15 protein-coding genes are annotated in these 14,585 nt (G+C 35.3%); 4 read left to right on the top strand and 11 right to left on the bottom strand.

Translation table 11 applies throughout. From position 1 onward, the window contains the following. Window positions 1-68 precede the first annotated feature (68 nt). The 6 genes from HH_RS02125 to HH_RS02100 all read right to left on the bottom strand — a co-directional run bounded on the left by HH_RS02125 (window position 69) and on the right by HH_RS02100 (window position 6,421). Window positions 69-941, bottom strand: coding sequence for a ParB/RepB/Spo0J family partition protein (locus tag HH_RS02125; protein WP_011115265.1), 873 nt, complete (start codon window positions 939-941; stop codon window positions 69-71). A 5-nt stretch (window positions 942-946) separates the two neighbouring features. Then, window positions 947-1,732, bottom strand: coding sequence for a ParA family protein (locus HH_RS02120; protein ID WP_011115264.1), 786 nt, complete (start codon window positions 1,730-1,732; stop codon window positions 947-949). A 10-nt stretch (window positions 1,733-1,742) separates the two neighbouring features. Continuing rightward, window positions 1,743-2,462, bottom strand: a complete 720-nt coding sequence (locus HH_RS02115; protein ID WP_011115263.1) for a biotin--[acetyl-CoA-carboxylase] ligase — start codon at window positions 2,460-2,462, stop codon at window positions 1,743-1,745. A gap of 15 nt (window positions 2,463-2,477) precedes the next feature. Beyond that, on the bottom strand, window positions 2,478-3,392 hold the full coding sequence (locus HH_RS02110) for a methionyl-tRNA formyltransferase (RefSeq protein ID WP_034365522.1): 915 nt from the start codon (window positions 3,390-3,392) through the stop codon (window positions 2,478-2,480). Further along, window positions 3,389-4,183 carry a glutamate 5-kinase gene (gene proB, locus HH_RS02105; protein WP_011115261.1) on the bottom strand — a complete coding sequence of 265 codons (795 nt, stop codon included), beginning with the start codon at window positions 4,181-4,183 and terminating at the stop codon, window positions 3,389-3,391. The genes HH_RS02110 and proB overlap by 4 nt, the downstream gene beginning before the upstream one ends. A gap of 63 nt (window positions 4,184-4,246) precedes the next feature. Next, window positions 4,247-6,421 carry a TonB-dependent receptor gene (locus HH_RS02100; RefSeq protein ID WP_011115260.1) on the bottom strand — a complete coding sequence of 725 codons (2,175 nt, stop codon included), beginning with the start codon at window positions 6,419-6,421 and terminating at the stop codon, window positions 4,247-4,249. 142 nt (window positions 6,422-6,563) lie between these two features. Between HH_RS02100 and nikA the strand changes: the two genes are divergently transcribed. The 4 genes from nikA to HH_RS02080 are packed head-to-tail and all read left to right on the top strand — an operon-like array spanning window position 6,564 to window position 11,513. Beyond that, complete coding sequence (gene nikA, locus HH_RS02095) at window positions 6,564-8,129, top strand: nickel ABC transporter substrate-binding protein (RefSeq protein WP_011115259.1); 1,566 nt, start codon at window positions 6,564-6,566, stop codon at window positions 8,127-8,129. Between the two features lie 11 nt (window positions 8,130-8,140). After that, the gene (locus HH_RS02090; protein ID WP_050720595.1) at window positions 8,141-9,142 is read left to right on the top strand and encodes an ABC transporter permease subunit; all 1,002 of its coding nucleotides are present in this window, start codon (window positions 8,141-8,143) and stop codon (window positions 9,140-9,142) included. Further along, entirely contained in the window at window positions 9,139-10,806 is a 1,668-nt protein-coding gene (nikC, locus tag HH_RS09305) for a nickel ABC transporter permease subunit NikC (RefSeq protein ID WP_011115257.1), read from the top strand. Before HH_RS02090 ends, nikC begins: the two co-directional genes overlap by 4 nt. After that, window positions 10,800-11,513, top strand: coding sequence for an ATP-binding cassette domain-containing protein (locus HH_RS02080; protein WP_011115256.1), 714 nt, complete (start codon window positions 10,800-10,802; stop codon window positions 11,511-11,513). The genes nikC and HH_RS02080 overlap by 7 nt, the downstream gene beginning before the upstream one ends. Window positions 11,514-11,515: 2 nt before the next feature. Here HH_RS02080 and HH_RS02075 read toward each other — a convergent pair whose 3' ends face one another. The 5 genes from HH_RS02075 to HH_RS02055 are packed head-to-tail and all read right to left on the bottom strand — an operon-like array spanning window position 11,516 to window position 14,579. After that, a complete protein-coding gene (locus HH_RS02075; protein ID WP_041308970.1) occupies window positions 11,516-12,274 on the bottom strand; it encodes an urease accessory protein UreD in 759 nt (252 codons plus the stop codon). Beyond that, window positions 12,271-12,873 (bottom strand): urease accessory protein UreG, encoded by a 603-nt coding sequence (gene ureG / locus HH_RS02070; RefSeq protein WP_011115254.1) that lies wholly within the window; start codon window positions 12,871-12,873, stop codon window positions 12,271-12,273. Before ureG ends, HH_RS02075 begins: the two co-directional genes overlap by 4 nt. Before the next feature lie 10 nt (window positions 12,874-12,883). Beyond that, entirely contained in the window at window positions 12,884-13,546 is a 663-nt protein-coding gene (locus tag HH_RS02065) for an urease accessory protein UreF (RefSeq protein ID WP_011115253.1), read from the bottom strand. Beyond that, window positions 13,543-14,067: an urease accessory protein UreE gene (gene ureE / locus HH_RS02060; protein WP_011115252.1), complete on the bottom strand. Its 525-nt coding sequence runs from the start codon at window positions 14,065-14,067 to the stop codon at window positions 13,543-13,545. The genes HH_RS02065 and ureE overlap by 4 nt, the downstream gene beginning before the upstream one ends. Next, window positions 14,067-14,579 carry an AmiS/UreI family transporter gene (locus HH_RS02055; RefSeq protein WP_011115251.1) on the bottom strand — a complete coding sequence of 171 codons (513 nt, stop codon included), beginning with the start codon at window positions 14,577-14,579 and terminating at the stop codon, window positions 14,067-14,069. The genes ureE and HH_RS02055 overlap by 1 nt, the downstream gene beginning before the upstream one ends. Window positions 14,580-14,585: the final 6 nt, after the last annotated feature.

Below are 14,585 nucleotides of genomic sequence, written 5' to 3'. Positions count from 1 at the left end.
CTTTTAATTCAAAATAAAACTTGGAAATATTTTAACAAGTTAAAATATATTAAACCTTAAAGCAAACATTATTTTGACATTTTTTTTATCAAGGTGGTAATTTCCGCATCATTTTGAAAGATAATACTCATTTTAGATGCACTGATATGGCTTTGGATGCCCATATCCTTAAATATACTTTGAAGCGCATACAAAAGCTCTTTATCGAGGGTTTGAGTATGCTTTAAGATATTTTTCTTAGAAAGTGTTTCTTTTTTGTCTTTAATTTTTTTAATTAATGTTTCAGTATCACGCACATTTAATTTTTGTCCAATAATCGAGTCAGCTACAAGCTTTTGTTCTCTGTTATCAAGTGTAACAAGCATTTTTGCGTGTCCTTGAGTAATTTTATTTTCATTAAGCAAATCCTTAATCTCATCGCTTAATTGCAATAAACGCAAAGTATTAGTAATTTGCGCGCGCGATTTATTGATACGTTTAGAAAGTTCTTCGTGAGTCATATCATATTCTTCAAGTAGTTCTTGGTAGGAAAGTGCAAGTTCAATTGCTCCTAAATCCTCTCGTTGAATATTCTCAATAATGGCTAATTCACGCATATGTTTAAAGTCAATTTCTGCCACAATTGCTTTAATATTGTCTAATCCAGCGAGTTTAGATGCGCGGAGCCTACGCTCTCCAGCAATAAGCACATAATCTCCATCACCATTATCATATACAATCACAGGTTGAAGCAACCCGTGTTCTTTAATAGATTCTGAAAGTTCTTGAAGTGCTTGTGGGTTAAAAGTTTTTCGTGGTTGGTAGGGATTAGGTTTGATAATATCAACATCAAGCTCTAATACAAGTGAAGAATTATCACTAAGGTTTTGTTCATATGCTTCTGCAGTTTCAGAAAGTATCGCCCCAAGTCCCCTGCCCATTGCCAACTTTTTTTTAGCCATTTCTCTTATGCTCCTTGCAAAATAACACGAGCAAGATTTTCATAAGCTATACTTCCATTAGAGCGAGTATCATAAAGCATAATGGGTTTACCAAAACTAGGAGATTCGGCAAGTTTGACACTGCGTGGGACTATAATAAATTCATCTTTGTCTTTGAAAAGTTCTCTGCTAAAATGTTGTGCAAGCTCTTCAAACACTTGTCTTGAGAGGTTATGCTGTCCTGAATACATAGTAGGCAAAAATCCTTTGATACTTAATCTTGGGTTAATAGTATCTTTAAGAAGTTTAATTGTATTAAGCAGTTGAGCTAAACCCTCGAGTGCAAAAAACTCACATTGAATTGGCACAATTACAGAATCTGCAGCAGCTAGAGCATTGACTGTGAGCGAGCCAAGTGCAGGCGGAGAATCAATTACAATAAAATCATATTGGTTTTTTATTTCTTCAATTTTTTTACTTAAAAGGAGTTCTCGACCCTTAATATTGTTTTTATTATAAAATTCTTTTTCAATACCTGCCAAACCAATATTTGAAGGTGCAATATCAAGATTTGGAATATCAGTTTTAAGTATGATTTGAGAAAGTTTTTTTGAGCCTGTGAGCACGTGATACATATCAGATTCTATTTTGTTTCGGCGGATACCAAAACTTGTGGTCGCATTTGCCTGTGGGTCATAGTCAATTATTAATACACTTTTATTTGCTGAAGCCAAAAAGGCTGCTAGATTCACAGTGGTAGTTGTTTTGCCTACGCCACCTTTTTGGTTTGCTATGGTTATAATTTCACTCATTGTCTCCCCTTTATCGTAAGCTATAAATTTTATGTCCATCAATACTCAAAGAGCCATCTTCATTGAGTATTGTGTCTTTCAGACAAATGTGTTTATTCTGAAAGTGAAAAAAATAAGAGTTATTTTTGTGAAATTCTAACTTATAAATACTAAAAATCTGCTTCCAAGATATAAATTTTTCAAAGCTTTGAAAAAAATTGCTCAAAAAGCTTAAAGGTTCTATATTAGCACTGATAGATTTTTCTAGAGTAGCGTAGTGTTGGCTATTTGAAGCATCGGGAGAATGATAAAGGTTTATACCCATACCGCATACAAGACTATCGTGTATTTTTTGCGTAAGAATACCGCCAATTTTGTGCTCATTTATGTATAAATCATTAGGATATTTGAGCCACACTTTTGAGCCAAGTGAAGCAAGAAATTGTTGTAAAATGACACCAAAAAATATGGAACTTGATTCTATCTTTAAATCTTGCGGTAAGCTGACTAGTGGTAGTGCAAATGAAAACATAAGCCCTCGTGGCACATTTTCCCATTGGTTGCCTCGGCTTCCTATACCTTGTGTTTGTCTTTTAGCGTGGATACAAAAAGGTGCTATAAGCGTTTTTGCTTTAATTTTTTCAACAGCCCAAGTTTGGGTAGAGGGTAATGTATCAAAATGGTATATATGTTCTTGGAGCAAAGTGATAAAAGAAGTTGTAAAAAAAGCTTGTGGTGAATTATGAGTCATTGATAATACCTTATTTTAGCACAATATATCGCCTACATTAAGTCTTTTGCCACGTAAATAAAGTGCGGCATTGAGCTTTTCTTTTCCCTCTTGTTGCAATGTTCCAATGCGCACACTTCCCTGCTTACAACCTACAACAATACTTTGAGTTTCAATGCTTAGAATCTCCCCCATTTTATGTAAATCACTAGATTCTATGAGAGCAACATCAAAGAGTTTGAGAGTGTAACCTTTTATACTTTTAATAAAAATATGGGGCCATTCGCAATATGCTAAATATGCACAATATACATTAAGTGCCGCATCTAGTTGCACATACCCATCAGATTTTTTAATTTTAGTGCAATAACTCGCATCTGCATTAATTTGATTTAAGGGTTCAATTTCTTTGAAATGTGTGAGAACATACAATGCAAGTTTTGCCCCCACACAACTTAGTTGAGCGGAGAGTTGAGTGATATTTTGTTGTGTGTTTGGCACATAATGTAGCCCCAAAATTGCTCCTTTATCAAGCTCTTCATTCATTTTTATAGCACTTACTCCAAAATATAGGGGTTGAGTAAGTATCATCTGCTGAATAGGGCTTGCACCGCGCCATAGAGGCAAAATTGAAGCGTGAATATTAATACAAGGTGCAATCTCTAAAAAAGCTTTAGGTAAAATCTTCCCATACGCTACTACAAGTATCACATCAGGTTGTAATGCTTGAATATGAGCAATAAATATTTCATCAATTTTATTGGGTTGTAAAATGTCAATTCCCATTGAAGCAAAATTCTCTTTTGTGTGCGGGGCTTTGGGCTCTTTTTTGCGACCAAATGGCTTATCAGGCTGACAGATAAGAGCAAGAATATCAAATATTTTGCTTTTTATTATGGGTGTAAATATTGCCGATGCAAATGCAGGTGTTCCAGCGAGAATCAGTTTCATATAAGCGTCTTTATACCTTGAGAATCTGCAGGGCAAAAAAGTGTGCCCGAACTCTGTTTATTATGTAGAAGAAAATCTCTTAATACATCAAGTTTGCGTCCGTGGCTTAAAAACATCATACATTTGCGTTGAAGTAAAAAATCTGCTGCTATAAGTTTGGTAACAATCCCTCCTGTGGCAAAATCTCCGTGTGGGCTATGAGTTTGTTCTAATGCTTGAGAAGGAATAGAATGCACTATAGGGAGGATTTGTGCATCATCATATTGATGAGGATTTTTGTCAAAATAGCCATCAATATCGCTTAAAATAATAAGGAGTTTTGCACCAAAATAATATGTTACATAAGCACCAAGCCTATCATTGTCGCCAAAAACCATTTCATCTGTGGCAATAGTATCATTTTCATTAATAATAGGGAGTGCATTGTGTGCTAGAAGTGTATCAATCGTATCCTTTGCAAAAGTTGTATTTTTGCGAGAATCGAAATCACGCCACACAAGGAGCAATTGTGCAGTAGGAATTGCATAATCTTTTAATGCCTCACGATAAGATTCCATTAGCAAAGGCTGACCGATACTTGCTAGGGCTTGTTTGTTTTGCAAAGTATTTCTATCTATGTGCAGCGTAGTATGACCGCTTGCTACTGCTCCGGAACTGACAAGAATCACATCAAAACGCATCTTGAGCTCACTGATAATTTGTGCTAATGCTTTAATTTGGGTTTTGTCAATGATTTTGCCATTACAAAGGTTTGAAGAGCCAATTTTAAGAACTATTCGTGGCTTTTGCATATAATCTCTCCTTCAAATTAAAGAGAGATTATATCTTTAGGTCGCTAAAATACTTCTTTGAAATTATAATTTATATCGCAACTGCAAGGAATAATTTGCTCCAGCTACTTGGTAAAAATCATAGAAGCGATTATTTGTGATATTCATAAAACTTGCAGATAAATCAATGCCATTTTTAAAGTTATAACCACATTTGGCATTAAGAGTAAATTGAGATTCATAATTGCCATAGGTATTGTTTAAAGCTGGAGTATTGAGGTCATCAGCATAGAATGCAGGTGCATAATACGCCCAAATTGAAGCATATAATCCATATTGTGGGAAGTAATTAAGTGCTAGATTAGTTATATGTTTGGGTGTTGCTGCAAGTTGTTTGCCCTCTGTATCTTTTTTTGCATTATTTTTGAGAATCGTAGCAAGAGTAAGGGTATAATTACTTTCTATATACAAATCTCTAAAAATGGGCACTTGTGCGCTTATTTCTATGCCGTGAATGCGTCCTCGTCCAGCATTGACATTTTGATAAGGTTTATCTTGTTTGCCTGTGCCAGAACGATATATCATATCCCATAGTTCTGTATCATAATAATATATTTTTCCCTCAAATCCCTTATGTTGATATTCCATACCAATATCAAAGCTCAATGCACTCTCTTGCTTTAAATCAGGGTTAATCTCCCAATATGTGTTAGAATGTGTGAATTGATACATATCACGCATAGTTGGCATTCTAAAGCCAGAGCCAATGGAGCTTTTAAGCATTATGCCTTGTAAAAAATTTGGAGCGTAGTTAATGGAAGCTTTGGGGCTCAAAACAGAGGCGATTGCTCCTTGATTATTGCGATTTGTGGTAGGATTATTATTATCCAAGAGATAGCCATTAAAATTTTTCCAATAATCATAGCGCATTCCAAGAGTGGAAGAAAGATTAGGTAGCCACTCTGAATCTACACTTAGATACGCAGAAGTTACAAAGGCTTTTCCTCCATAACTACGATAGACGTCAGTGCGGCTTTTATAGTCTTTCCAATTTGTCATATTGGCATTAAGCTGTGTAAATGTGTAATAACGAAACTGCATTGCTGTGTTTAAAGAATGTATAGCATTTAAATTGATACGATAAAGCATATCAAGATAATTACTTGTAGAATCTATATCTTGTGTGCTTCCTGCTCCACCATATCTATCACCCTCACCTTGCTTTGCATCTTGCCAAAGACTAAATAGATTCATTGTTGAAAAAGAGATTTTAAAATAAGATTCTTCAAAATCGTGTTGATAGGTAAGATTCCCTAATAAGTGTGAATAAGTCCCCATACCACCAAGCCCAGAACCTACAAAATAATCTTTGCCATTGACAAGATTGGTGCTTTCTCCTGTATTTTTATCGCTTATATAACTTTTGAAGTGTCCAAAAGTGTAGTTGTGATTAGAAAAGCTAATCATACTTGAGAGTATATCAGAATCGCTTATGTCATATTCTGCCTTTAAACGGATATCGTAAATAGTGTAGTTGCGCTTTCCACCATCGCCGATAATACGATTTCCCGCTTTGTCAATGACCATATTATTGATATTGCTTGTGTTGGTTTCAGAGCTTGGAAGTATGGTAGGGAAGCTAGAATACCCATTACTATGCGTATATCCTGCACTTAGCTTTAGTCTTAATCTTTTATCTATAAATACATCGCCTACACTTGCAAATGCGCGAATTAGATTCTTATCGGCAGTGTTATTTATAAACTCATTTCCATAGCTTATAAGAAATTGAGATTGAAATTGTGTAGGCATAGAAGTAATAAAATTGACTACACCACCAATCGCACCTGCACCATAGAGGCTAGAGAATGCTCCACGAGCTACCTCTACGCGTTCTACATCATAAAGTGAAATTTGATTTAAGATTCTATTTTCACCTTCTAAATCGCTTAGAATCACGCCATCAAGCATAAGGAGTGTTCCATAATTGATGCCGCGAATCTTAATTTTTGGACGTGGATTAAATCCTACATCATTATCTACGCGCACACCAGCTATTTTTTTAATTGTATCGGTTATTTTAGCATTTGGCATATGTTGAATTTGTTTGTTATCTATCACACTTACATTACCCGGAATCTTTTCTACATCAGTAGCAAGTGCATTACCTGTGATAATTGATTTATTGAGAGTATAGGATTGCATAGAATATCCAAAGCTCACACAGAGTGTCAGATTACAAAGTGTTTTAAACATCATTATTACTCTTTAATATTTTATGTTATTATGACATAGGATAAATTAAATATTACTTAATTTATTTTTTTATGTAAATAATATGATATAATATATATTTTTGATATTAATTTAAAGAATAAAGGCATTTGAGGAAGGAGAAAATGTGCGCGCAATCGTGATAGTTTTTATTTGTATGGGTGTATTGTGGGGGAAAAATACACTGATTATGGCAGTGTCTGAAAATATAGGAGCACTTAATCCACAAGGTTATCAAGGCAATGCAATGTTTGCGCAAAATGCTATTTATGAGGGCTTAGTGCGTGTGGATAAACAGGGGAAAATTGTTCCAAGCTTAGCGCTTTCGTGGAATACAAGTCAAGATGGTTTAAGTTATGAATTTGTGTTACGTAAGGGGGTAAAGTTTTCAAATGGTGAAGCATTTAATGCCGATGCGGTAGTGCTTAACTTTCAATCTATTCTTAAAAATAGAGCAAGGCATTCGTGGAGTGGTTTAGCTATGGCGATTAAAGATATGCAAAAAGTGAGCGAATATAAAGTGCGCCTTCTTCTCAAGCACCCTTATAGCCCAACGCTTAATGAGCTCGCTGTGGTGCGTCCTTTTAGATTCTTAGCTCCAAGTGCAATGCCAAAGGATTTAGATTTACTTCAACACAATCCAAAGCCTATTGGCACAGGAGCATATATGTTGGGTAAATCTAAACTCGGTGTGAGTGATACATTGCTCAAGAATCCGCATTATTGGAATCAAGATGCTTATAATGGGATTTATTATGATGAAATTATTTTAAAGGTAATTTTTGACCCTAATGCTAAACTTGCAGCACTTAAATCAAAACAAATAGATATGATTTATGGATATGATCAGATTCCACTAGAAATATTTAAAAATATGCAAAATGATAAACATTTCAATACTTATCTTAGCCCACCTATTTATAGCACGATTCTTGTAATAAATTCTGCTTCACCTATTCTTACCTTGAGCAATGAGAAATTTTCACAGAATCTGCGCAAAGCTATCGCGCTTGGCATTGATAAAACAAAAATTACTCAAGCAGTCTATGGGGGCTTACAAGAGAAAGCAGATACACTTTTTGCACCTAACATTTTTCATTCACTTAGCTCATATGATGTTTTAAAAATACTCCCATATAAACCTAAAGAGGCTCAAAATGCTATTGTGTTGTTATTGCAAGATTCCCAAGCTGCTTTACTGCGTGATAGGGGTGTAGAAATACTCTTTAGCGGGGATAATCCAGCCCATAAGATGATAGCAGAAATTTTACAAAGTGAATTTAAAGCCATTGGTATCAAGGCGCGTTTAAGTGCGAGTGAGCCTACAATTTATCGCAATCGTTTGCTTAAGGGAGCATTTGATATTGCATTTAGCGAGACTTGGGGTGCCCCTTATGAACCTTTGAGTATATTATATTCTATGCTGATTCCTAGCCATATTGATTTTGCTGCTCAAGCTGGTTTGAGCCAAAAACCTCATATTGATAAGCTTATTAGAGAGATCATTGCTCTTAATCCTCATTCTAAAGTATTTTATAGCGCATTGAGTGAGGTAATAGCTTTATTGCAAGAGAGTGGTGTGTATATCCCGCTCACTTATCAAAGAAATAAAGTAATTGCTCATAAAAAGATTAAGGGCATTAAAATGGGTGTGGTAGGGTATGAAGTGCCATTTTGGGAAATGTATGAGTAAAAAGGTAAGGTATGAAACGTATTATTTTATATAGAATCTTATGGCTTGTGCCAATTATCCTGATAGCTTCTTTTGGAGTATTTTGTTTATTGAGATTAGGTGGGAGCGACCCTGTAATGGCATATATCATTCATTCTGGTCTTCCTGCTACTCCTGAACTTATTGAAGAGATTACTCATAACTTTGGACTTGATAAGCCACTCTTAGAGCAATATGTTACTTGGCTGTGTAATGCGTTAAAACTTGATTTTGGTATTTCTTATATGAATGGACGAAGTGTAAGCACAGATTTTTTATACTTTTTGCCTAATACTTTGATACTTGTTGCTTGTGGTTTTGGATTGACTTTTTTGTGTTCTGTGCCGCTTGGGGTTGTAAGTGTATATTACCACAATAAATTGCCTGATTTTTTCATTAGATTTTTTTGTTTTGTGGGTGTGAGTATGCCAAATTTTTGGCTTGCATTTTTGCTTATTTTATTTTTTAGCGTATATCTTGGCTGGTTGCCTGCAGTTGGTATGGAGGGTGCACAGAGCTTTATTTTACCAAGTATAAGCATTGCTTTGATGTCTATATGTATTAATGCGCGACTTATCCGAGCAAATATGCTTGAAATGCAAAAAGAGAGGCATATTATTTATGCAAAAATGCGTGGTGTTAATGGGTGGAGACTTCATATCAAGCATATTTTTTATAATGCTTTTCTTCCTATTCTTACAGCAATGGGTATGCACATTGGTGAGCTCATTGGCGGTGCGCTTGTGATAGAGAGTGTATTTGCATTGCCGGGCATAGGACTTTATAGTATCCAAGGGATTGCAAACCACGATTACCCTGTGATTCAATGTTTTATTGTTGTGTTGAGCTTTTGTTTTGTGCTATGCAATGGTATGGTAGATATTCTCTATGGATTGCTTGACCCACGCATACGCAAGCAAATGGAAGACATACAAAGTATATCAAAAGAGAAGATGCAAAGTTTTGAATCTATCCAAAAAGAAGGCGGTGTATGAGCAATAATATAAAAATGAGTTGGTGGGGCAAAAGTGCATTTGTGGGTGTGGGGATTATCGTATTTTTAGCACTTTTTGCCCCATTTCTTACTTCATATGCCCCAGATATGCAGGATTTGGAACATCGGCTTTCACCTATAAGTATGCACCATTGGCTTGGCACAGATTATTTAGGGAGAGATATATTTTCTCGACTTTTATATGGAGCGAGACTTTCGCTTGGTTGTGCATTTATCATTTTAGGTTGGATTGTGCTCTTGGGTGTAAGTATAGGTGGGATATGTGGTTTTATCGGTGGGCGAGTTGATAATATATTTATGCGCGTATGCGATGTATTTTTGAGTATGCCAACTATTGCTCTTTCATTATTTTTAGTAGGTATTTTAGGAGCTGGATTGGAGAATGTGATGATTGCCATTGTGCTCACACATTGGGCTTGGTATGCAAGAATTGTGCGTAGCGTTGTATTTAGTCTCAAAAATAAAGAATATGTCTTGCTCTCCTATACCTTTGGCGCAAGTGGGTGGCAGAGATTTAAGCGACATATTCTCTCACCTATTCTTTGTCAATGTATAGTGCTTGCAAGTATGGATTTAGGGCATATTATGCTTCATATTGCAGGTTTGTCATTTCTAGGACTTGGTGTGCAGCCACCTACACCTGAATGGGGTATTATGTTGAGCGAAGCTAAAGATTATATGTGGGATTATCCCTCACTTATTATTTATCCGGGCGTAGCACTTTTTATCAGTGTAGGCTTATGTAATTTATTAGGAGAAGCATTAAGAGATTATTTTGGTGTGCAGCATACACTTAATGACCAATCAAGCAAAGAATCTAAAAATATAAAAGATACTAAAATACATCTTGATTCTAACATTCAGTCTCTTGCTCAAGCACAGATTTTGCAAATCCACGATTTAAGTATTTCTATGGCTTCTAATAATCTTGTCTCTCATCTTAATTTGTCCATTAAATGCGGCGAATGCGTGGCATTACTGGGCAAAAGCGGAAGTGGGAAATCTATAAGCGCTCTTGCTTTACAGGGATTCCTTGCTTCTAACCTTAGCCAAACAAGTGGCAAGATTATGCTTGATGATAAAGTGATTAATCCCTCATTTTATCGCTCCCTCGCTTTTTCTTGTATTATGCAGAATCCACGCACTTGTTTTAATCCACTTTTAAGTATTGCTCATCATTTTAAAGAAACGCTTAAATCTCTTCATAAACCTTACAATCAACCTTTTATTGTGCAATGCCTGCAAGAATCTGGATTAGATAAACAAGTGCTTGATATGTATCCATTTGAATTAAGCGGAGGTATGTTACAACGCGTAATGATAGCCCTAGCATTGCTCACTCAAGCTCCATTTCTCATCGCTGATGAGCCAAGTAGCGATTTGGATAAAGATATAGCATTTGAAATTCTCAAAACTCTACGTGAATTACAACAACAGCGCGGACTTGGTATTTTGCTTATCACACACGATTTAAGAGTGGTTGCATATATGGCTCAATATGTGTATGTAATGGATAAAGGAAAGATTATAGAAGAAGTTTCTCTTTGCAAGGATTTTTATTCTTATAGCCCTAAGAGCACGACCATAAAGCATTTAAAACATATATGTGAGAGCAATTTGCCAAAGGAAAATGTGCTATGCTAAAGCTTTGTAATGTATCTTATCAATATAAATCATATAGATTCTTTCACACAATGCAAAAATCAGTGCTCAAGCATATCTCTTTGCATATTTGTATGGGAGAAAGTCTTGCGATAATGGGGGCAAGTGGTTGTGGTAAAAGCACATTGGCACAAATTGCTTGTGGATTGCTAAATCCAACGTGTGATGAATTAGGGCAAGTAGGCAAAGTATATTTTGATAATCAACCACTTAGGCTTCATTCACTTCGTGCAAGACGTTTATTTTATGCACAGGTGCAGATTCTCTTTCAAGATGCCATAGGTTCATTAAATCCACGTTTGAATTGTTTTGAAAATCTCATTGAGCCACTCATATATTTGCGTGGTGGAACATATAAGGATAGTTTGAAAGATATTGAATCTTTGCTTGAAACATTAGGGCTGCAAAGGGAGATTTTAGAAAAAAATGTGGCAATGATTTCAGGAGGTGAAGCACAAAGAATTTGCCTTATGCGTGCTTTGCTTGTTAATCCAAAACTTCTTATCCTTGATGAGAGCACTTCAGGGCTTGATTATGAGCTGTGTTTGGAGGTTATTACATTTCTTAAAGCTTGGCAAAAACAACACAAAAGCGCAATTTTGCTTATCACACACGATAAATATATAGCTCAAAAATTATGTGGGAATCTCAAGGTGATAGAAGATGGAAAATTATGTGATATAACCTAAGATTATAAAGCTAAGTCTTTTTTGAATTGGAGCAATCTCTCGCTTTGATTATCTAATGCTTTGATGATAATACCTCCATTATTTGTGCTTATGCCAACATTTAAGGAGCTGTTTTTGATTTTTTGCTCTAAGGCTTGAACCTCTATTAAGTCATCAAATATTACCATACTCAAAGCGTGAGTATATTTATCAAAGAGGCAAATATTTTGCATAGCCATTTGTGCAGGTTTAAGATTCATATTTTCAAAAAATACTAAATGATTTTCTTTATATATGCGAAGTCTTGAGCTTAATTCTGAAAAATCAAATATTTCTCCCATAGCTACTCTACCTGCGCATATTATCTCGCTGTAATGAAGTCTAGCATTTTTGCTAAGATAAATATCAGTAGTATTTTTGAATGAAGAATCTTTAAAGGGTAATATAGGCAGGGGTGCATAATCTAAAAAGGCATTTTCTTCTATTGTAATTTGAGTATGCTTGCTTGCGTAGCCATCTTGTGTATCGTGTATTTTTTCATAACTTTGCGAGATGAGACGAATTTTACTTTCTTTGCCAATGTGTATTTGAATATCTTGGCAATCATCTTTAAGTAGCCCAGCTGAAACTGATATAAGCATAATTTCGGCTATATCCTCATCTTCTAGTGGGCTTATTATCTTTAAGGGAGGTGTAAAAAACATCTCCTCAATGATATTTTTGCCATTTAAACCTCTTTTTGTTTTGAGTTTTAAGATACTCTTTTGTGCAAAGCTACTCATATATCTTCCAAAAGTGCATATTTTTTTATCCATTCCACCACGGCATCAATTCCCTCTTTAGCACGAATATTTGTAAATAAAAATGGCTTATCTTCACGCATTTTTTTGGCATCTCTTTCCATTATGCTTAAATTTGCACCCACATAAGGAGCTAAATCAATTTTATTGATAATGAGCAAATCTGAACGCATAATGCCCGGTCCGCCTTTTCGTGGGATTTTATCCCCTTGTGCCACATCAATAACAAAAATTGTAAAATCTGCTAATTCTGGGCTAAATGTGGCAGAGAGATTATCACCACCGCTTTCTATAAAGAGAATCTCAATATCTGGAAATCTCTCTTGCATTTCTTCCACTGCTTCAAGATTCATAGAAGCATCTTCTCTGATTGCTGTATGAGGGCAACCACCCGTTTCCACTCCTATGATTCGCTCACTTGGTAGCACGGAATTTTTACTCATAAACTCCGCATCTTCTTGTGTATAAATATCATTAGTGATGACAGCAAGAGAGTATTGCTCATTCATCTTGCGTGTAAGAGATTCTATAAGGGCAGTTTTGCCACTTCCTACTGGTCCGCATATACCTATTTTTACCATTTTTTCTCCTTTATGACATATATAATCTTGTGGGTAAATATTGATGTTGCATTGCTTTAATCTCGCTAGCAATAGCGTTATTGCATAAATCTTGCTTTGTAAGATTTTTAAGCTCTTGATATAAAATATGAAGCTCCTCGTGTAAAGAAGCTAAAATCTCTTGCCCATCGCTTTGAGCGAGCGGGATAAGTTTCACACAATTAGTGAGAGTATGAGAGGCTTGAGCATATAAATACTGCTTTATACATTCTTCATCATTGAGCTGATATGAGGTGCAAAATACACCATAAGCAACAGCATAAATGTGATACACACTTGCTTGTGTATATGATTGAAACAAAGCGCTTTCTTTTAATTTCATAGCATCAATAGTTTTTATAAATCGCGCTCCAAGCTTTTGTATTGCACTTCGGATTTGTCTTGCCACACTTGCTGCTGCAATAATAGATTCTATTTCAAGGATTTCCTCTAAGCAATGAGATTCTATAATAAGTTTTATTGCTAATAAATCCGTGTATAAAACTTGAGTATGTAAATAAGCTTTAAGATAATCTCTAGCCTCATATTTGTTTTTTATTCTGCCTAATTGCACATAGCTTTCTAGCCCAAAAGAATGTGTATAATTGCCTATGGGAAAAAGCGCATCATTGATTTGTAAAAGTAAAAAATTCAATTTAATCCTTTTTGGGTAATTTTGATAGAAAAATGTGGGCTTTGAATAAGTTTTGGCTCACTTGCAATAGGGTAGGTAATATTAATTCTATCTTTTGAATCTAGCACACACCATTTTTTTTCAAATGCGATAGATTGCTTTTCAAGGATTCTTTGCAGTGGTTGCTCAAATGGCGCTTGAAGTTTCATTGTGTCTTTATTGTAAAAGAGTGGTATATGTAAATTTCCAATCTCATAACATAATCTTGCCATAGTATGCCAATGTGTCGGCTTCATACAAAGCACCCAAGTGGGTAAAATAGAGATAATAATTATTTTGTGTTCATCTAGAAAAAGAATATCTCCATTATTTAAACCATATTTTGGTGCTTGGGCAAGCTTCATTGCTATAACTTGCCCATTTTGTGAGTTCAAACGCGCAATTTTTTTCTTTGTGTCATACCAAGCTATTTGCACTTCATCAATGTCTAAATGCGTCGCATCTATGTCTTTGATATTACCAATAATGTGTTCTACTCGCATTAATGCCAATATCCCATAAGGATAAGCCACGCTGGAATCCACGCGGTGAGGATTCCCTCGGCAATGGCTAAATAAGGCACAAATTTGAGTTCAATTTTTAAAATACTTTCAATCCAGCCTGTAAGCCATAAAATGCCCCAAGCAATCCATATAAGAGCAAATGCCATACCTTCTTGTGTGTTTTCAAGATAGCTCAAATAGGCTGCGGGAATAGCATTGATGGCAACAAATAAACTATACCACCCATAGGCTCTTATATCAAGATTAAATAAATTATTGCACGCTATAAAAAGATAGGTAAAGCCAAAAAGTAATCCTGTTGCAGCTGCATAAAAGTCATTATACTCGCTGTTAATGCTTCCGTGCACAATGACAATAAGATTTACAAGCACAGAGAGCAATCCTACAAAGATATTCATTATTGAAGCACTTTTTCCATCAATATGAGTGAGGCGGCAAATACCATTATTAATTAAAACAATAGCTACATACATTAATACAATTCCTAGCATATTTTC

Source organism: Helicobacter hepaticus ATCC 51449, assembly GCF_000007905.1.
In the GTDB taxonomy this organism is placed as follows: domain Bacteria; phylum Campylobacterota; class Campylobacteria; order Campylobacterales; family Helicobacteraceae; genus Helicobacter_C; species Helicobacter_C hepaticus.
Note: the sequence above shows the minus strand (reverse complement) of the source record. Positions and strands in the feature narration are given on the sequence as shown.

Bases quoted from the DNA above. Each gene is read 5' to 3' on its own strand.
- HH_RS02080 (WP_011115256.1), top strand. From the start codon at position 10,800: ATGCTAAAGCTTTGTAATGTATCTTATCAATATAAATCATATAGATTC.
- nikC (WP_011115257.1), top strand. From the start codon at position 9,139: ATGAGCAATAATATAAAAATGAGTTGGTGGGGCAAAAGTGCATTTGTG.
- HH_RS02075 (WP_041308970.1), bottom strand. From the start codon at position 12,274: ATGAGTAGCTTTGCACAAAAGAGTATCTTAAAACTCAAAACAAAAAGA.
- HH_RS02055 (WP_011115251.1), bottom strand. From the start codon at position 14,579: ATGCTAGGAATTGTATTAATGTATGTAGCTATTGTTTTAATTAATAAT.
- HH_RS02110 (WP_034365522.1), bottom strand. From the start codon at position 3,392: ATGAAACTGATTCTCGCTGGAACACCTGCATTTGCATCGGCAATATTT.
- HH_RS02125 (WP_011115265.1), bottom strand. From the start codon at position 941: ATGGCTAAAAAAAAGTTGGCAATGGGCAGGGGACTTGGGGCGATACTT.
- ureG (WP_011115254.1), bottom strand. From the start codon at position 12,873: ATGGTAAAAATAGGTATATGCGGACCAGTAGGAAGTGGCAAAACTGCC.
- HH_RS02100 (WP_011115260.1), bottom strand. From the start codon at position 6,421: ATGATGTTTAAAACACTTTGTAATCTGACACTCTGTGTGAGCTTTGGA.
- HH_RS02090 (WP_050720595.1), top strand. From the start codon at position 8,141: ATGAAACGTATTATTTTATATAGAATCTTATGGCTTGTGCCAATTATC.
- HH_RS02115 (WP_011115263.1), bottom strand. From the start codon at position 2,462: ATGACTCATAATTCACCACAAGCTTTTTTTACAACTTCTTTTATCACT.
- ureE (WP_011115252.1), bottom strand. From the start codon at position 14,067: ATGCGAGTAGAACACATTATTGGTAATATCAAAGACATAGATGCGACG.
- proB (WP_011115261.1), bottom strand. From the start codon at position 4,183: ATGCAAAAGCCACGAATAGTTCTTAAAATTGGCTCTTCAAACCTTTGT.
- HH_RS02120 (WP_011115264.1), bottom strand. From the start codon at position 1,732: ATGAGTGAAATTATAACCATAGCAAACCAAAAAGGTGGCGTAGGCAAA.